Origin of the sequence: Bosea sp. BIWAKO-01 (assembly GCF_001748145.1) — a bacterium.
Lineage (GTDB): Bacteria > Pseudomonadota > Alphaproteobacteria > Rhizobiales > Beijerinckiaceae > Allobosea.
The window spans coordinates 319,200-336,822 of record NZ_BCQA01000001.1 but is presented as its reverse complement, the minus strand read 5'-3'; the positions used below and the strand labels follow the sequence as shown (position 1 = coordinate 336,822).

Annotated in this window: 18 protein-coding genes; 5 read left to right on the top strand and 13 right to left on the bottom strand. The window is 65.9% G+C overall.

Going from position 1 to position 17,623, the window contains the following annotated elements:
* Nucleotides 1-23: 23 nt before the first annotated feature.
* The 10 genes from BIWAKO_RS01585 to BIWAKO_RS01540 all read right to left on the bottom strand — a co-directional run bounded on the left by BIWAKO_RS01585 (nucleotide 24) and on the right by BIWAKO_RS01540 (nucleotide 10,971).
* Nucleotides 24-986, bottom strand: a complete 963-nt coding sequence (locus tag BIWAKO_RS01585; RefSeq protein WP_069877049.1) for a LysR family transcriptional regulator — start codon at nucleotides 984-986, stop codon at nucleotides 24-26.
* 300 nt (nucleotides 987-1,286) lie between these two features.
* A complete protein-coding gene (locus tag BIWAKO_RS01580; RefSeq protein WP_069877048.1) occupies nucleotides 1,287-3,161 on the bottom strand; it encodes a bifunctional sugar phosphate isomerase/epimerase/4-hydroxyphenylpyruvate dioxygenase family protein in 1,875 nt (624 codons plus the stop codon).
* Complete coding sequence (locus BIWAKO_RS01575) at nucleotides 3,158-4,228, bottom strand: Gfo/Idh/MocA family protein (protein ID WP_069877047.1); 1,071 nt, start codon at nucleotides 4,226-4,228, stop codon at nucleotides 3,158-3,160. Before BIWAKO_RS01575 ends, BIWAKO_RS01580 begins: the two co-directional genes overlap by 4 nt.
* Nucleotides 4,225-4,962: an ABC transporter ATP-binding protein gene (locus BIWAKO_RS01570; RefSeq protein ID WP_069877046.1), complete on the bottom strand. Its 738-nt coding sequence runs from the start codon at nucleotides 4,960-4,962 to the stop codon at nucleotides 4,225-4,227. The genes BIWAKO_RS01575 and BIWAKO_RS01570 overlap by 4 nt, the downstream gene beginning before the upstream one ends.
* A 12-nt stretch (nucleotides 4,963-4,974) precedes the next feature.
* Nucleotides 4,975-5,718 carry an ABC transporter ATP-binding protein gene (locus BIWAKO_RS01565; protein ID WP_069877045.1) on the bottom strand — a complete coding sequence of 248 codons (744 nt, stop codon included), beginning with the start codon at nucleotides 5,716-5,718 and terminating at the stop codon, nucleotides 4,975-4,977.
* The gene (locus tag BIWAKO_RS01560; RefSeq protein WP_244523336.1) at nucleotides 5,715-6,788 is read right to left on the bottom strand and encodes a branched-chain amino acid ABC transporter permease; all 1,074 of its coding nucleotides are present in this window, start codon (nucleotides 6,786-6,788) and stop codon (nucleotides 5,715-5,717) included. Before BIWAKO_RS01560 ends, BIWAKO_RS01565 begins: the two co-directional genes overlap by 4 nt.
* Nucleotides 6,785-7,663 (bottom strand): branched-chain amino acid ABC transporter permease, encoded by an 879-nt coding sequence (locus tag BIWAKO_RS01555; protein ID WP_069877044.1) that lies wholly within the window; start codon nucleotides 7,661-7,663, stop codon nucleotides 6,785-6,787. The genes BIWAKO_RS01560 and BIWAKO_RS01555 overlap by 4 nt, the downstream gene beginning before the upstream one ends.
* Before the next feature lie 186 nt (nucleotides 7,664-7,849).
* Complete coding sequence (locus BIWAKO_RS01550) at nucleotides 7,850-8,986, bottom strand: ABC transporter substrate-binding protein (RefSeq protein WP_069877043.1); 1,137 nt, start codon at nucleotides 8,984-8,986, stop codon at nucleotides 7,850-7,852.
* A 57-nt stretch (nucleotides 8,987-9,043) separates the two neighbouring features.
* Nucleotides 9,044-9,928, bottom strand: a complete 885-nt coding sequence (locus tag BIWAKO_RS01545; protein ID WP_069877042.1) for a shikimate dehydrogenase — start codon at nucleotides 9,926-9,928, stop codon at nucleotides 9,044-9,046.
* A gap of 101 nt (nucleotides 9,929-10,029) precedes the next feature.
* Complete coding sequence (locus tag BIWAKO_RS01540) at nucleotides 10,030-10,971, bottom strand: LysR family transcriptional regulator (protein ID WP_069882073.1); 942 nt, start codon at nucleotides 10,969-10,971, stop codon at nucleotides 10,030-10,032.
* Nucleotides 10,972-11,060: 89 nt separating this feature from the next.
* Between BIWAKO_RS01540 and BIWAKO_RS01535 the strand changes: the two genes are divergently transcribed.
* From BIWAKO_RS01535 to BIWAKO_RS01520, 4 genes are all read left to right on the top strand, one after another.
* Entirely contained in the window at nucleotides 11,061-11,480 is a 420-nt protein-coding gene (locus BIWAKO_RS01535) for a GNAT family N-acetyltransferase (RefSeq protein ID WP_069882072.1), read from the top strand.
* 264 nt (nucleotides 11,481-11,744) lie between these two features.
* A complete protein-coding gene (locus BIWAKO_RS01530; protein ID WP_069877041.1) occupies nucleotides 11,745-12,374 on the top strand; it encodes a GntR family transcriptional regulator in 630 nt (209 codons plus the stop codon).
* The gene (locus BIWAKO_RS01525) at nucleotides 12,371-12,832 is read left to right on the top strand and encodes an OsmC family protein (protein WP_069877040.1); all 462 of its coding nucleotides are present in this window, start codon (nucleotides 12,371-12,373) and stop codon (nucleotides 12,830-12,832) included. Before BIWAKO_RS01530 ends, BIWAKO_RS01525 begins: the two co-directional genes overlap by 4 nt.
* Before the next feature lie 185 nt (nucleotides 12,833-13,017).
* Nucleotides 13,018-13,551 carry a putative immunity protein gene (locus BIWAKO_RS01520; protein ID WP_069877039.1) on the top strand — a complete coding sequence of 178 codons (534 nt, stop codon included), beginning with the start codon at nucleotides 13,018-13,020 and terminating at the stop codon, nucleotides 13,549-13,551.
* A gap of 95 nt (nucleotides 13,552-13,646) precedes the next feature.
* Here the strand turns inward: BIWAKO_RS01520 and BIWAKO_RS01515 are convergent, their stop codons facing one another.
* The 3 genes from BIWAKO_RS01515 to BIWAKO_RS01505 form a co-directional block, all read right to left on the bottom strand.
* On the bottom strand, nucleotides 13,647-14,144 hold the full coding sequence (locus BIWAKO_RS01515; RefSeq protein ID WP_069877038.1) for a DUF4142 domain-containing protein: 498 nt from the start codon (nucleotides 14,142-14,144) through the stop codon (nucleotides 13,647-13,649).
* A 77-nt stretch (nucleotides 14,145-14,221) separates the two neighbouring features.
* Nucleotides 14,222-14,908, bottom strand: a complete 687-nt coding sequence (locus tag BIWAKO_RS01510; RefSeq protein ID WP_069877037.1) for a GntR family transcriptional regulator — start codon at nucleotides 14,906-14,908, stop codon at nucleotides 14,222-14,224.
* A 45-nt stretch (nucleotides 14,909-14,953) separates the two neighbouring features.
* Entirely contained in the window at nucleotides 14,954-16,372 is a 1,419-nt protein-coding gene (locus BIWAKO_RS01505; protein ID WP_069877036.1) for an SAF domain-containing protein, read from the bottom strand.
* A 180-nt stretch (nucleotides 16,373-16,552) separates the two neighbouring features.
* On the opposite strand from BIWAKO_RS01505, the gene BIWAKO_RS01500 reads away from it, so the two are divergent.
* Entirely contained in the window at nucleotides 16,553-17,581 is a 1,029-nt protein-coding gene (locus BIWAKO_RS01500; protein WP_069882071.1) for a 4-hydroxythreonine-4-phosphate dehydrogenase PdxA, read from the top strand.
* The last annotated feature ends 42 nt before the right edge of the window (nucleotides 17,582-17,623 follow it).

Genomic DNA, 17,623 nt, shown 5'->3' with positions numbered 1-17,623 from the left:
CCCTGTCAAAGAGGAAATCGCGATCAGCCGTATAAGGCCGGGCGATCACCGTCCTCCCCCAGCGTCGCCGTCCAGATTTGGTCGGCCACCAGCCCGCGCAGGATCTCCCAGGAAAGTTGGCCGATGGCGCGCGCCGCGGCCGGCATCGGGCGCTCGGTCGAGTAGGCGAGATAGACTTTTCGGTGCAGCGACGGCCCGTCGATCCGCCAGGTCTGGAAGATGCCGGCCCTGGCCTGCGCGCTGACGGCCATGCGGGGCAGGATGCCGTAGCCCAGCCCGCGCTCTGCCAGCCGCTTGATCTGCGAGTAGGATTCGATCTCGATCGCCGGGTTGATCACGGTGTGGACGCCAAGCGCGGCTTCGTCGATCTGGTCGCGCAGCCCGTGGCCCTGGCCGGGCAGAATGAGATCGAGCCCGGCCGCCTCGGTCAGGCTGACGGTGCCGCCGGCCGGTGCCGCGACAGCATTCAGCGAAGGCGCTCCGAACAGGCAGAGCTCCTCGGTCAGGACATGGTGGATGCCGAGGCCATTGGGGTCGGAGGTCGAGTAAATCACCGCGAGGTCGACCTCGCCGCGGCGCAGCCAGTCGAGCACGAAGCCGCTCATCGCCTCGGCGATGCGGATGCGCACCGCGGGGTAGCGGTCCCGCGCCGCCTCGATCAGCGGCACGCTGAACTGTTCGCTGACGGTGCCTGGCAGGCCGATGCGGACCTCGCCGCCGGGCGAGGCCGATACGCCGCGCACGGAGTCGCGCAGCTCGGCGAATTCGGCGAGGATCGAGCGAGCCCGCGCGAGCAGGCGCTCGCCTGCTTCGGTCGGGATGACGCCGCGGGTGCCGCGATGCAGGAGCGGCACGCCGAGTTCATCCTCCATATGGCGCAGATGCTGGCTGAGTGCCGGCTGGGCGACGCGCAGCTTGGTCGCAGCCTTCGAGAACGAGCCCTGTTCGGCGATCGCCGTGAAATAGCGGAGCTGGCGCAGATCCATCGCGGCTTCATCTCTCCCTTTCGCCCGTGAATGATCGCGTATGGTGGTAGCGTCCGCGGCGCTCCAAGGCCAGAGACCTGCGCTCGGCGATCTGTCTCACCACTTTGGCTGGCCAGGTTTCGGTAATCTTGCCAAGCAGGCGATGGCTACCGTTATTTCGCCGCACCTATGGACATGCTGTGTGGGTGAGTGAGCTGCGCTGCGGTGCTCCTCCCCTCTGCGGCGCCTCACCGGGGCCGGGGTCTGCACGAATGCTTCGGCCTTCGCGCAGGCTCCGGCCTTCCCTTGTGGCCAAGCCTTTCAGTCCCGCAGGGGGCGGGGCACCGTCACCGGGCGTGCCTCGCGGGCCTGGGCGGCAAGGCGCATCGGCGCATTGACCGCTCCGAAACCGGCATAGCCGCCGCGGCGCTCGACGATCTCGAAGAAGAAACGCTGGGCGAAGACATGACTGTAGACTTGCAGGAACTCGGCCTCACCGTCGCGGTCGTAGAGGATGTGGTGCTCGCGCAGCCGGTCGATGACGTCGGGCTCCAGCCCGTGCCGGGCCTCCAGGTCGTCGTAATAGTTCGCGGGGATGTCGAGGAAGGACAGCCCTGCAGCGCGCATCGCCGTGACGGCGGCAAAGATGTCGGGTGCGCTGAAGGCGATATGTTGCACGCCGGAGCCGAAATGCTCGGAGACGAAGCGTGAGGAGAGCGTCCGTGTCGCCTGCGAACCGTTGAGTACGAAGCGGACCGCACCGTCGTCGCTGATGATGGGCCGGCTCGCGACCAATCCGGCGGGGTCGGCGACGTCGGTCTGCTGGATGCGCTCCAGTGCGAAGAGCGAGGTATAGAACAGCAGCCAGGACAGCATCTCCTCGTAGTCCATCGACTGCGAGATATGGTCGACGCTATCCAGCAGGGCGGGGGAAGGTGCTGACGCGTCAGTGGCCGCGATGAACTCCTTCTCCCATACATGGCCGAGCTCGCCCTTCGGCTCGGTGAAGTAGATCAGCGCGCCGCCGACCCCGCGGATCGCCGGGATATGCATCTCGCCCGGTGCGACCGGCTGCTCGAAGGCTGCGATCCTGAGCTGCTTCGCCCGCGCCATGGCCTGCGCCACATCCGCCACCCGCAGGCCGATCGCACAGACGCCGGGCCCGTGCATGATCGCATGCGACTGGGCAAAGCCGTCCTTCTCGGTGTTGAGCACGAGATTGATGCCGCCCTGGCTCCAGCGCGTGACCGCCTTGCTGACATGGTGCCCGGTCTGCCGGAAGCCGAGCGCGGCGAAGAGTTCCGCCAGGCTATGGGCGGTCTCCTCGTCCAGCGCGAACTCGATGAACTCGACGGCAAGGCACGGCGCGCGCGGGGGCAGCTCCGGCGTGACCTGGTCGGCCAACTGGATCAGCGAGCGCACGCCGTCGCTTGCAAGCCGCCGGGCCGAGCCGGCGCGAAACTGGTCGTTGAAGACCTCGAGCGAGAGCGGGCCGGAATAGCCCGTGGCCTCGACGGCCCTGACGAAATCCGCCACCGGCAGGTCGCCCTGTCCGGGGAAGCAGCGGAAATGCCGGCTCCAGCTCAGCACATCCATGTCGAGCGCAGGCGCATCGGCGAGCTGGACGAGGAAGATCCGGTCGCCGGGAATCGTGGTGATCGGCCCCAGGGGCGAGCGCCGCGCAAGGGTGTGGAACGAGTCGAGGATCAGGCCGATGCGCGGATGGTCGGCCCGGCGCACGATCTCCCAGGCGTCGCGGTAGTCGTTGACATGCCGGCCCCAGGCCAGCGCCTCGAACCCGACCTTGACACCATGCTTCTCAGCCAGGGCGCCGAGCTCGCGCAGATCGGCTGCCGCGCGGTCGACGCCGCCCTCCGCCTGCGGCGAGACATTGGAGCAGATCAGCATCAGCTCGGCGCCGAGCTCGTTCATGATCGCAAACTTGCGCTCGGCCCGAGCGAAGGCCCGGGCGCGCTGCGGCTCCGGCATACCCTCGAAGTCGCGGAAGGGCTGGAAGGCGGCGATGCCCAGGCCGAGACCGGCAATCATCCGGCCGACATCGCGCGGGCTGCCGTCGAAGGTCAGGAAGTCGTTTTCGAAGACCTCGACCGCGTCGAAACCGGCCGCCGCGATGGCTTGCAGCTTCTCGGCAAGATCGCCGCTGAGGGAGACGGTGGCGATCGAGGTCGGGTTCATGCTGCACCTGTCCCGGACGGGACCCTGAGCGGAGCGGGCGTGACGGTCGCGCCGGTCCGGGCGGCTTCCGCGACGGCCTCGACGACGGCCAGCGTGCGGGCCGCATCGGCTGCGCCGGTCAGTGGCTCTTCGCTGCCGCGGATGACGGCGCAGAAATGCCTGAGCTGCTCGGCCAGGGGCTCGATCGGCTCGACGCCGCGGCTCTCATGCTGGAGCGGCTCCCACCAGCCGGCCTTGTCCTGATAGTGCCAGAAATCGAGTTTTGGCAAAGCCAGTGAGCCTTCGCTACCGGCGATCAGGTAGCAATGGCCTTCGCGTTGCGGGTAGGCCTTGTTTTCGCCGGAGCTGAGCTCCCAGCTCCAGGGCGAGGGCGTCACGTCCGAGACGGTGGCCGTCCCGAGCGCGCCGTTGCTGAAGCGGAAGATCAGGGCGGCGGTGTCCTCGACGGCAAAGCCGCGTGTCGCGTTGGAGGTGATGGCCTGCACGCTGTCGATCTCGCCGCAGATGAAGCGGAGATTGTCGATATCGTGGATCAGATTGATCAGCACCGGCCCGCCGCCCGGCTCGCGCCGCCAGGCGACGTCGAAATAGTCGTCCGGCTTCTTGATTAGGAACAGTGCATTGACCGCGACCAGCCGGCCGATGCCGCCCTCGCCGACGATCCTGCGTGCCGCCTTGACGATCGGATTGTGGCGGCGGTGATGGCCGGCAAGCACGGCGACGCCCGAGCGCGCCTGGGCATCGACGAGCTTTTGCGCCGCAGCGACGCTCTCGGCCAGCGGCTTCTCGACCAGCACCGGCACGCCGGCCTCGAGACAATCGATCGCGCCCGGGACATGCAGCGCATTGGGCGTCGCGATGATGGCGCCGTCCGGCTTCATCGCAGCCAGCATCTCGCGCTGCGAGGGGAACCAGCGCACGCTGCGCTCGGCTGCGATCGCCTTCGCCGCCTCGGTCGGGTCGCAGATGGCGGCCAGCGCGCAATCCGGCGAGGCCTCAATGCGCAGAAGATGCGCGCGGCCGATCAGGCCGGCGCCGACGAGCGCGATCTGGAGACGTTTGCTCATGCGGCCTCCGTCATGGCGCCACCGAGGAAGAGTTGGCCGACGCGTGGGTCGGCGAGGATGTCGGCAGCTGGTCCCTGCATCCTGGTCTGGCCGAGTTCAAGCACAAGCCCTTCATCGGAGATCTCCAGCGCCGAGCGCGCGTTCTGCTCGACCATCAGGATGGTGACGCCGCGGGTGCGAAGATCCTGCAGGATGCCGAAGGTCTCCTGCACCATCATCGGCGAAAGCCCGATCGAGGGCTCGTCGATCAGCACGAGCTTGGGGTCGAGCAGCAATCCGCGCACGATCTCGAGCTGTTTCTGCTCGCCGCCCGAGAGGGTGGATGCCTGCTGGTCGGCCTTGCGGCGCAGCGCCGGAAAGCGATCGAGCGCGGCCTCGAGCCGCTTAGGCATATCCGTGATGTGCGAGCCCGCGGCGACAGCGCCGAGCTCGATATTATGGCGCACGGAGAGCTCGGGAAAGATGTTGCGCCCCTGCGGCACATAACAGATGCCGGCCTCCAGGAGCTTGCGCTGGTTCCAGTGGGTGATCTCGGTGCCGTCCAGCCGGATATGGCCCTCGCGGACCTTGAGCAGGCCGAAGATCGCCTTGAAGACGGTCGACTTTCCCGCGCCATTGGGGCCGATCACCGTGGTGATGGCGGCGCGCCGGACCTTGAAGGTCGTGCCGTTCAGGATGGTCATGGCGCCATAGCCGCCGACCACGCCGTCGAGTTCGAGGATATGGGCGTCCATTCCAGTCGTTCCTCAATGCCCGAGATAGGCTTCGATGACCTGCGGATTGGCCCTGACTTCGGCGGGCGTTCCTTCGGCCAGGACCTTGCCTTCCGCCAGCACGAGCACGCGGGTGCAGAGCGACATGACGAAATCCATGTTGTGTTCGATCACCACGAAGGTCGCGCCCTGCTCGGCATTGATGGCGCGCAGGCGTTCCTTGAGGTCGCCGAGCATCGTCAGGTTGACGCCGCCTGCCGGTTCGTCGAGCAGCACGAGGCGGGGCCCCGCCATGAAAGCCATCGCGGCATCGAGCAGCTTCTGCTGGCCATAGGAGAGCCCGCCCGCCTTGGCGTCGACGAGATGGCCGAGCTTGAAGAAACCGATCATCCGGTCGGCCTTCTCGGTCAGCCCGGCATCGCGCCGCCCGAAGAAACGCGAGAGCATCGTGCCTTCATGTTCCTGGCCTGCGAGGATCAGGTTCTCGCGCACCGAGAGCTCGGGGAAGACCTGGAGCAGCTGGAAGGTGCGGCTGACGCCGAGGCGGTTGAGGTCGGAGGGGCGCATGCCCGTGACCTCCTTGCCGTCGAGCCTGACGCTGCCCTCGGTCGGGTCGAGCTGGCCCAGGATGCAGTTGAACAAGGTCGACTTGCCGCAGCCATTGGGCCCGATGATGCCGAGGATCTCGCCTTCCTTGACGGAGAAGGAGACGCCGTTCACCGCCTTGATGCCGCCGAAGGCCTTGTGGATGTTCGAGACTTCGAGGACCGGGCTCATGAGCGGTCTCCGGTGCTGGCGGCCACGCTCTTGCTGGCCACATTCCTGTCGTTCTTGCCCTTGCCGGTGAGCTTCGCCCAGCCGCGTTCGAGCAGGCCGCTCACGCCCTGCGGGCAGGCGATCAGCAGCAGCATGACGATGGTCGCGAAGATGATCAGGTAGAGCGAGCCTACGACGCGCAGCCATTCCGGCAGCACCACGCCGAGCAGCGCGCCGATGAACGGGCCGAGCAGGTAGCCGGCGCCGCCCGCCACCACCATCAGCAGCAGGAAGAAGCTCTGCGACAGCGAGAACGGCGAGGGGTCGATGAACTCGACAAGCGGAGCGTAGAGCGCGCCTGCAAAGCCGGCATAGGCAGAGCCGATGGCGAAGGCGAGCAGCGTGTACATGCGCGTGTCGATGCCGAGGCTGGCGGCCCGGATCGGGTTCTCGCGCAGCGCCGTGAAGGCGCGCCCCCAGGGAGAGCGGATCATCCACCATAGCGCGATCGCCAGGATCAGGGTGACGATGACGACGAAACGGTGAAAGGCGAGCGCGCCGTCGAGCTTCAGTCCAAAGATGCTGGGGCGCGGGATGTTGGAGAGGCCGAAGACGCCGCCGGTCAGCCATTGCTCGTTGCGCAGGATCAGCCAGATCAGCGTGGAGAAGGCGAGCGTGACGAAGGCGAGATAATGCGCCTTGACCCGCAGCGCCGGGAAACCGAGCACCAGACCAACCGCAAAGGTCAGCAGGCCCGAGATCGCGAAGGAAGCGTACCAGTTCAGCCCGACCTTGGTGGTCAGCAGCGCGGTTGCATAGGCGCCGAGCCCCATGAAGGCGGCCTGCGCCAGCGACTTCAGGCCGGCATAGCCGAGCGTCAGGTTCAGGCCCATCACGGCAATGCTCATCACCAGCCAGAGCGAGAGCACATAGGTGCCGTAGCGGCCCATGCCGGCCGGAGCGAACCAGAGGATCGCGGCACCGAGCATCAGCGTGATCAGCGTGCCGTCGGCGAAGGTCGCAAAGGACGGCAATCTTTCAAGGCGGCCGCGCTGCTGCGGCAGGCGTCCCTCGGTCGCGGGCGCAGTCATACGCGGCGCTCCTCTTTGCGGCCCATCAGGCCTTCCGGCTTGAGCAGGATGATGACGACGAGCAGGACGAGCGGCACGGCCAGGCGATAGGAGGTCGAGATATAGGCCGCCGCCATGCTGTCGACGATGCCGACCACGAGCCCGCCGACCAGCGCGCCGCGGACCTGGTTGAAGCCGCCGACGATGGCGGCGATGAAGGCGAACAGGCCGATGACCTCGCCATTCGAGAATTTCGCCAGATAGATCGGCGAGATCAGCACCGAGGCGACGACGGCGAGTGCGGCGTTGATCACGAAGGTCAGCAGCACCATGCGCTCGACCGGGATGCCGAGAATGCGCGCGACCGTCGGGTTCTGGGCCGTGGCCTGCATCTGCCGGCCAAGCCGCGTGCCGCCGACGAACCATTGCAGCAGGCCGATGACCGCAAAGGCGACGACGATGATGGCGAGATGCTGCAGCGAGATCGAGGCGCCGAAGACCGAGATCGTCTGGGTCGGCACGAAGGAGGGGAAGTTCTGGGCCTCCGCCGAGAAGCCATCCTTGGCGCCTTCCTTCATGATAATCGAGAGCGCCATCGTGGCGATGGCAAGCGGCAGGACGCCGTGCCGGATCATCGGATCGACCACTGCGACCTTGAAGCCGACGCCGAAGATCAGGATGAAGGCGGCGATGCCGATCAGCGCACCCAGCCAGATCGGCGCGCCGAACAGCTTGATGGCGAGCAGCACCAGCACTGCCGGCAGCATGACGAACTCGCCCTGAGCGAAATTGATCGTCTGCGAGGTCTGCCAGACCAGCGTGAAGCCGATCGCGGCCAGCGCGTAGATCGCGCCGGTGGCGATGCCGGCGATGAGATAGGCGATGAATTCAGCCATGGCGCGTCCTCGTCCTGTTGGCGCTGCCTGTGTTCCGACCTGCCGTCGTCATCGCGGCCCGGGTGGCCACTGGCCGCGCGGTGCCGCAATCCAGGCCCGGCGCGTTGCGTCCGCTTCTGGACCCCGGGCGTCCGTTCGGTCGCCCGGGGATGACGTGGCGAGGTGTTTTCGTCTTACGGCTTGGGCTTACGGCTTGATCTTGGGCAGGGTCGCGTTGATCACCTGCTTGCCGTTGATCACCTCGGCGAGGAAGCTCTCGCGGTCGAGGTCGCCATTGCTCTCGATGGTGGTCTCCATCAGAATTCCCGGCTCGTCCGAAGGCTTGATAGTCGCGCCACGCAGCGTATCGGCCACGCCCTTGCTGTCGAATTTCTTCTGCTTCTCGGTCGCCCACTTGATCATGTAGACGGCCATGTAGCCCTTCAGGCCGTTATGGTCGGAGGCATAGTTGTACTTGGCCTGGTACTTCTTGCCGAACTCCTGGAAGGCCGGGATCGGCGCGTCGATCGAGAGACCGACATGGCCCTTGACGCCGTTGGCGGCCTCGCCCGCGAGCTCGATCACCTTGGCGCCGAGCAGCGTCGTCTCGCCGACCATCGGCTTGCTGATGCCCTGCTGCTTGGCGGCGCGCAGGAAGCGGGCGCTCTCTTCTTCGTTGAGATAGACGAAGATGGCATCGGCATTCGAGTTCTTGATCTTGATGGCGTCGGCGGCGAAATCGGCCTGGCCCTGCTCGGTCGCGACATCGGCCGCCACCTTGATGCCGGCCTTCTCGAGCTCGGGCATGATGGCGTCGCGCCCGCCCTTGCCGAAGTCGTTATTGACCCAGACGACCGCGACCGAACCCGCCTTGACCGTGTTCTTCAGGTAGTTCGCGATCTTCGGCATCGCCGCCGCCTGGCTGAGCGAGGTGCGGAACAGGTACTGGTTGCCCTGCTTGGTCAGGCCGGCGGCCTCGCCGCCGACGAACTGCGCGATCTCCGCGCGCTGGGCGATCTGCATCGAGGCGCCGATCGGGCCGGAGAAGACCGGACCGAGCACGGCATAGGTGCCCTCGTCGATGGCGCGCTGCACCGCGGCGCGGGTGTTCCCCGGGTTGGTCTGCGTGTCGTAATGGACGATCTCGATCTTCCTGCCGAGGATGCCGCCCTTGGCATTGATGTCGGCGACGGCGAGATCGATGCCGTTCTTCCAGTTGGTGCCGGCGGTCGCACCCGCACCCGAGAGTTCGACGACGTTGACGAGCTTGACCTTGTCCTGCGCCAGGGCCGGTGTCGCGAGCCCTGCGCTGAGCGCCGCGGCGATGATCCACTTGGATTTCATGATGTTTCCTCCAGTTGTCCGGTTTCTTGTCTCCGCCCGGTCTTGCCGGGGCGTCGCTCAGGCCGCGCGATCGATCGTCGTGCGCGCCGCCATGATCCTGTCGAAGGCCTCGGCCATCGCGGTGTCCGAAGGCTCTGCGCCGGTGAACAGCCGGAAGGCGTCCAGAGCCTGGTGAATTGCCAGTTCGCGCCCGGTCATGACCGTCGCCCCGGCTGCTTGCGCCGCCATCAGCAGGGGCGTCATGAGCGGATGATAGACTGCGTCCGCGACCCACTGGCCGGGCCGGATCAGCGCTGCCGGCACGGGCGTGCCCCGGTCTGGCAACATGCCGATCGGCGTGCCGTTGACGATGCCGGCGGCGCCGGTGACCGCGGCCTCCGCACTGCCGGCGATCTCGACCTCCGCCCGGGTTCCGAGCAGCCCGGCAAGCGTCGCCGCCTTGGCGCGGTCGAGATCGAACAGGCGCAGCCGGATCGCTCCGGAGGCGGCCAGCGCAAAGGCGATCGCCTTGCCGACGCCGCCTGCGCCGAGGATCGCCACCGGCTGGTGGCCATCCTCCCGCTTCAGGCCGCGATAGGCCGTGGCAAAGCCGCTTGCATCGGTGTTGTAGCCGATGAGCCGGCCGTCCTGGACCACGATGGTGTTGACCGCGCCAAGTGCCTCGGCCTCCGGCGACAACCCGTCGAGCAGGCCGGTCACGGCCTCCTTATAGGGGAAGGTGACGTTGATGCCGGAAAAGCCCAGCCGCCTGACCCCGTCCAGTGTGGCAGCGAGATCGACGCGGCTTGCGCCGGTCACCTCGATCAGGTGGTAATGCGCCTCAAACCCGGCTGCCCGTGCGGCAGCCTCATGCATCGCCGGCGACGCCGAATGCGCGATCGGCGAGCCTAGCAGCCCGAGCAGCACACGCTTGGTCTTGTTGGCGACGGCGATTGCCGGCATGTCCGATCCCTCTTGGCTCGCCCGTCATGGTCGCAGGCGTTGCCATACGTCACATAAACCAATTTCAGCTAGTAACGCGATAACCAATCCATCCGCATTACCTAACCTGATGTTATCTTTTCCACTGCCTTCGCCGAGGCACGCAGGCGCGGCGAAACCACTGCGTTCATCTCTTCGCGCAGCAGCGTGACGAAGGTCTCGGCATAGAGCGAAGGCGCCTTGTCGTTCTTGATCGCGACATAGGTCTGGAACTGGGTCGGCTCCTCGATCGGGATCGCGGTGATGCCCTGCATCGAGCCATGCGCGACGGTGAACTGGTCGATGATCGCGATGCCGAGGCCGGCTCGCACGAGCGAGCAGACGGTGGTGCCGAAGCGGGCCTTGATCCGCATGTCATAGGCCAGGCTCTGACGGCTGAAGATCTCGCTCATGACCCGGCCATAGGGATCATTGGGATCGATGCCGATCAGTTCGTGCCGCACGATCTCGCGCGCCGACAGTGAAGTGCGGCCGGCAAGCTCGTGGCCGTCGGGGACGATGCAGAGCAGCTCGCCCATCGCCAGCGGGATGAAATCGATGCCGGGATGGTCGAGCTTGTAGCTCATCGCGGCGATCTCGCCCTTGCCGAGCAGGAGATAGTCGAGCGCTTCCTCGATCTTCAGGATGTTGATGTCGATGCGCAGGTCCGGATGCTTGCGCCGCAGCCGCTCGATCGCACGCGGCACCATGACATGACAGATGCTCGGCACGGAGCCGAGCTTGAGTTCGATCTCGCCGCCGCGCTCGATGCGGGCGAGCGTGTAATGCAGGTCGTCGACCTTCTTGTAGACCCCGTTGATCTGCTCGAAGATATCGTTGGCCTCAGGGGTCGGAATGTAGCGCCCGTGCCGGCGCTCGAACAGTTTCAACCGCAGCGTGCGTTCGGTATGCTTCATCAGGCGGCTGATTCCCGGCGCCGAGACGCTGAGCAGCTTGGCCGCCCCGGCAATCGTGCCGGTGATCATGATGGCGCGGATCACCTCGATCTGGCGCAAGGTCAGCATGACCGGCGTATCCTTCCCCATTCTGTTTTGCGACAAGCGGAGGCGAGGGCCGGGTGACTGTCAAGCGGGCCGGACGGGGGGAGCAGATCGTGGACGTCGAGATCAGACGGGTAGGCCCTGCGGACATGGCCTTGTTCGAGCGCGTCGACGAGGATGTCTTCGACGAGCCGGTCGATCCGGCAAGGCTCAGCGCCTATCTCGCTTCGCCCGGGCATATGATGCTTGTCGGACTTCACGAGGGTGTGGTGATGGCGCAGGTCGCCGCCGTGATCCATCGCCATCCCGACAAGAGGACGGAGCTCTATATCGATGAGGTCGCCGTTGCCCCCGCGCTGCAGCGCCAGGGCCTGGCGCGGCGGATGCTGGACGACATGTTCGCCTGGGGGCGCGAGCTCGGCTGCGAGGAGGTCTGGGTCGGAACCGAGCTCGATAATGAGCCGGCGCGCGCGCTTTACGAGCGGCCATTCGGATCGGGCGGCGTCTTCGTCATGTATGCCCGCCTGCTTTAGGGTTGAGACTCAGATCGCCCACCAAGTGACCGCTGCTGCGCAGCGGACGGCTGAGCGCACGATGTCTGCGCACTTGTCGTAGCGGGTAGCGGTGAGGCGGTGGCTCCTCGAACCTTCAGAACATGCGCTCGTGCGCCGGCGCAGCGCCCCCTGGTCGCTTCGTTTCTTGAGCCGGAGGGAGGTGCGAGCACGCCGCGCTCCGCGGGGAACATTCGTCAGCTGATCAAGGCTTGACCAACTCTCAAAGACAGTTACTTTGGATCCATGGATCCAAAGTCGATTTTCAGCGAGCTGCGAGACGAGATCGAGTCCGGTGAATTGCCGCCAGGCTCGGTTCTCAAGCAGGAAACGATCGCCGAGCGTTTCGGCGTCAGCCGCCAGCCGGTCCGGCAGGCCTTGGACCGGCTGCTGGGGAGTGGCTTGGTCGTGCGGCGTCCCGATCGAAGCCTGGCGGTCGCCATCCTCTCAGAACAGGAGGCGACTGAACTTTGCGAGCTTCGGGCTATTCTGGAGGTTGCGGCCTTCGAGCAATCGGCCCCGTCGCTCTCGCCTCTCATCTTGCGGACGGCCGAAAGGCTCAATGATGAGCTGATCGCCGAGTACGATCCGTTGCGGATTGAAGAGCTGGATCAGAATTTTCATCTTACTCTCTACATCGGATGTAAAAATACTCGATTGCTGAAATCCATTACAACGCTTCGACAAGAATCCCGGCGCGCGACTATTCATCAAACGCGTGGCGCCCAGGAACGTATCGAGTTTTTCGAGGAACACGCTGCGATCATTTCTGCTTGTGCAAAGCAAGATTTCAGCGCTGCGGCTCAGCATCTTCGCCGCCATCTCACTCAAACGACGGCAAGGCTTCTTTCCATGCCGACAAAGGATCGATCATGAAAATGACCGTTGAGGTACATTGGGAGCGCGAAGGAGCGGTCTTCACCGACAAGCGTTACAGCCGCGCGCATATCTGGCGCTTTGACGGCGGCCAGGTCGTACCGGCGTCTGCTTCGCCGCATATCGTTCCGCTTCCCTATTCTGTGGAAGCCAACGTCGATCCGGAGGAGGCCTACATCGCGGCGATTTCCAGCTGCCACATGTTGACCTTTCTCGCGCTCGCGGCGCCCCAACGGATCGTCGTGGAGAGCTATCCGGACAATGCGACTGGCGTGGTGGAGAAGGTCGACGGAAAAATGATCGTCAGCCGCGTCGAGCTCAATCCGACCATCGCCTACGCCGGGGAGCCACCAATTGCCGCAAAGCAGGCGGAACTGCACCACTTGGCGCATGAACAGTGCTTCATTGCCAATTCCGTGAAGACGCAAATTGAAATGGCACGTGAGACGCTCACTTAACCCTTGGGATTGATCGATTCAGGTTTGGAATAACGTGCAGGTTACGAGACATGTGCGGTTGAGACGTTGAGCGAAGCCAAGAGACCGGCCGAGAATGGGGTGCCGCGAGAGACGGCAAGGGCTTCAAACGTGACATCCGTCCGATCGATGGGGTCCGTTCGCGCGCATCGCCAAAGAGCCGACAGATGGATGACGACGTGACTGCGATGGAGCTCGGAGAAAACGAGCTGCGCGAGATCACACTCTATGCCGCAAGCTGCGCCAGGCAGGCGCTGTCGCTCTTCGAATCCAGGTATCCCGCCGATCGTCGTCCGCGGGACGCGATCGAAGGCGCGGAGGCCTTTGCCCAAGGCGGCAAGCGGACGGCTCAGTTGCGTTCTCTTGCCTGGGCGGCGCATGCGGCCGCTCGCGAAACGCAGGATCCTGCCGCCTCCGATGCCGCCCGGGCCGCCAGTCTCGCGGCCGCGGCCGCGTATCTGCACCCCAAGGCCAGCCCGCACCAGGTCAGGCACATCCTCGGCTCGGCGGCTCATCAGGCCCGGGCCCTGGAAATCGCAGCGGGAGAGGACGAGACGGTCGGCAATGAGCAGCTGGGCTGGGCCCTGGAACACGCGCCTCCGGCCGTTCGCGACGTCTTGCGGCGCATGCCCAACGTCCCCGCCGGTCGAGGCCGCATGGGAGATTTCCTCCGTGAACTCGACACCAGGCTCCGGGGCTAGTGCCCGGCTCTTCCTACGAATTCGCGCAAGGGGCGCGCCGGGTCTTGGGCCGGGCGAAGAGGTTCGATACGACGACGTGCCTTCGCGCGTGCGCCTCAGTCGGCACCCGGCAGTTTCCGGGTCAGCTCACCCTGGGCTTGCAGGAGCGGCAAGCTCTTGCTGGCAAAACCCTTCAGTTCGGCATCCGAGCCAGTCTGGGCATAGCCTGAGAAAAGCGCCATCGCCTCGTCCTGGGCTTGCTTCTGCGCGGCGACATAGGCGCGGTCGAACTCAGGCCCCTGCTTGTCGCCGAGCTGGCGCAGGATGTCCTGATGCGCCTGGTCGGGCCGCTCGGGCAGGGCGATGCCCGAACGCTTCGCCACGATCTGGCGCAGGCCGGTGCCGGCGGTCGTGCGGTCGTTCACCGCCTGATGAGCGAAGGCCTTGATCTCGGGCGAAGAGCTTTTCTGCAAGGCGAGCGTGCCGAGCTCGATCGCCATCATGTTCGAGATCGCGGCCTTCTTGACGAATTCATCGGCCTGGAGCGGCTCCTGTGCCGGAGCATGGGAAACGCAAAACGCCAGTGCCACCAGGGCAAGCAGGACTGCTCTCATCAATTCCTCGCGAATGTGCCGGGCCCGTAAGGGGTAACCTGCAATCCGCCCGGAGGTTCCGAGCGCCGGGCCTGAGCCTAGAGGACGTCGCTGACGCGCAGCCGTGTTGAGTCCATGTGCCGGCCGATGACGTCCACCAGCGCGTCCGCGTCGCGTTTCTTCAGGGCGACGATCATCTCCTCATGCTCCGCCACGGCCCCGGCCCATTTCACCGGGCCCTCATTGCCGATGAAGCGCAGCCGCTTGATCCGCGCCTGCAGGGTCTCGTGCATCTCCATCAGCACCGCATTGCCGGAGGCGGCAACGATGGCGCTGTGGATCGCCTGGTTGAGCTTGAAATATTCGAGCCGGTTCTTGGTTTCATAGAGCTCCAGCATCTGCCTGTGCAGCGCGTGGATCGCCTCGATCGTCTCGTCGCTGGCCAGCTGGCAGGCCATCCGGCCGCCGAGCTGCTCGAGCGTCTTCAGCACCTGCAGGATCTGGGCAAGATCCTTGTCGGTGAAGCGGCGCACGATCGCGCCCTTGGCGGGCAGGATCTCGACCAGGCCTTCGCTCGCCAGCGTCTTGATCGCCTCACGCAGTGGAGTGCGCGAGACGCCGAGCTGGGCGCCGACCTGCCCTTCGTTGATCCGCTGGCCAGGCGCGAGCCGGCCTTCGATGATCATGTCGCGCAGGCGCTCCAGGACCTCGTCATGCAGGGTGCGCCGGGTGATGCGCGGATAGATATCCGGCGTGGCCCGGGTGATGTCGGCTTCGTTTGTCATCGCCGTCCCTCGTTTTCATCGTTACGGCATGGGGTCGTCAGGCTGTCAACGCGCCGCAGCTGCGCGCTCCACCGGGCTTTCGGCGAAGATCTCGTCCTGCCTGCGTCGGGTCTGGAGCAGGACCGAGCCCTGATCGATCTCGACATCGCCGAGTTTGATCGCGGCTCCGGCCGCCACCGGGCGAACCAGCTTGCGGTTGGCAACCAGGTAGAACGGGGCAGGGCGGTCATCGGCGAGCGCCGCGGCCGGACGCATTTCGGCGCCGACGCTGTCGATGCTGTGGTGATGGCCGCCCATGGTGAGCACGGTGCCGGCCGGCAGGTCCCGCTCCGCGACGGCAACCAGGTCCCAGCGCGGACGATAATCCTCGCCATAGCCGGACCGGCCGAGCCCGGCCGCATCGAGGATGCTGGTCGCGGCCTCGACGCCGAGCAGATGGCGCGGCAGGTACAGCATCGCGGTCTTGGCGGTGCGGCTGACGACATGGCCCTTGCCGGCAAGCATGTCCCAGGTGGCATCGTCCTCGCAGCGCACGACGATGAAGACGCCGCCGGCGAAGCTCGCTTCTTCCGCCAGGCGGAGGTGATGGAAGACGTCGACCCGGCGCGTGCCGGCGCTCAGGCCGCCCTGGCGGCGTTCGGCGAACAGATCGGCGATTTCGGGAATGCGGGCCGGCGGCGCATGGAAGCCGGGCGTATCGGGCCCAAGCCCGGTCGCATTGGCGACAAGCGTCATTTCGCAGAGATCGGGCACGGCCCTGAGCGGGAAGGCGCTGCCCAGGATGCGGGCGCGCTCGGCGGCGTTGCCGACGATCGAACGCGAACCGGGCAGCCAATGGTCGCGCAACTCAGGGAGCGAATGGGTCACGCCGTTGCAGGTCACCGCACCGGTCGCTGCATCGAGAACGAAATCATACTCGCTCGACTTGCCAGCGGCGATGATCTCCAGCCCGAGCAACTCGGCCCAGGTGACGAGGGCGATCAGCAGGCTCGGCTGATCGCCGTCCACCGGCGTGACGACGACGCCCTTGTCCTGCGCCAGGCGGGCGAGGCCGGGGCCGACGACGCTGTCTGCTTCCTTGGACACGAGCGCGACATGGCGCCCGGCCTCGATCGCCGCCAGGCTGTGGCGGGTTGCGGCTTCCGGGCTGCCGGTCGCCTCGATCAGCAGGTGGAAGGGCAGGTCGATGACGGTCTCCAGACGCCCGGCGGCGATATGGTGCCCGGCCGCCCAGGCCGCCTTGGCTTCCGCCGGCGTTTCGCAGGCGACGATTTCGGAGGCGGGGATGCCGGCGGCCGCCATCGCACGGGCCGCGCCCTCAGACGTCATGTCCACCGCGATCCGCGCATTGACCAGCCTGATCCGCCTTGCCTGGCCGAGGAAGCTCTGGCCGAAGCCGCCGCTGCCGACCAGGCAGGTCTCGATCGGGGTCTTGAGGCCGCTGTAGAGCGAATGAAAATTCATGGGCAGATCCTCCGGGGCGCCGCGTCGCGACTCTGAACCGGCCGCCACTTTGCGCTCAGCCTATAGCAAGATGGATATGCTGCATACAGCATACTTGTAGCGTTTAGAGGGCTATGCTAGGTCGATGGCCAAGTCTGGCCCTGATCACATCCGGCCACGTAGGAGATGAGAGCGATGGACATGCGCGCAAACGGATCACTGCCGACGATAGCCGTCGCGATGGGGGATCCGTCCGGCATCAGCCCCGAATTGCTGGCGCGCATCCTGCTCGAGCCCGATCTGCGCTCGTCTGCCCGCTACGTCGTCTTCGGCGACAAGCGCCTGCTCGATCTCGGAGCTGCGGACGCCAAGGTCGACCCGGACGTGCTGGTCATTGGCGAAGGCGACGAGATTCCGGCCCAGTCGGCGAAGCCGGTCTTCATCGATCTTGCCAATCACGATCCGGCCGCGCTCGAGCGTGGCAAGGCGACACTCGCCGGTGGTCAGGCGGCGACCGACAATTTCCGTCGCGCCCTGCGCTTCGCCGCGGACGGCAAGGCCGATGCCGTGTTCTTCACGCCCTTTAACAAGGCTGCGATGCGCTTCGCCTATCCCGGCTATGACGACGAGATCCGCTTCGTGCGCGATGCCATCGGCTATGAGGGCGATGCCAGCGAGTTCAACATTCTCGACGGTCTGTGGAACGCCCGTGTCACCTCGCATATCCCGCTGTCCGAGGTTGCGGCTGCGATCAGCCAGGAGCGCATCCTCAAGGCGCTGACGCTGGCCGACGGCAATCTGCGTGCTGCCGGCTTCAACCCGCCGCGCATTGCCGTGGCCGGTATCAATCCGCATGCCGGCGATGGCGGCAATTTCGGCCGGGACGAGATCGAGACGATCGAGCCCGCCGTGAAGCAGGCCAAGGCCAGGGGCTTCACCGTCGAGGGGCCGTTCCCCTCCGACACCGTCTTCCTGCGCGCCAGGAACGGCGATTTCGATGCCGTGCTGACGATGTATCACGACCAGGGCCAGATCGCGATGAAGCTGATCGGCTTCGATCGTGGTGTCACACTGATCGGCGGCTTCCCGTTCCCGATCTGCACGCCGGCGCACGGCACCGCCTATGAGATCGCCGGCAAGGGCATCGCCAATCTCGGCGCGACCCGTGCGGCGCTCAGCCTCGCCATCAAGATGGCGAATGAAGGAAGGGCCGCACGCAAGGCGGCTTGAGTTTTCCGCGGCCGGGCAGCCGTTTCATGAGCCGCCCGGCAT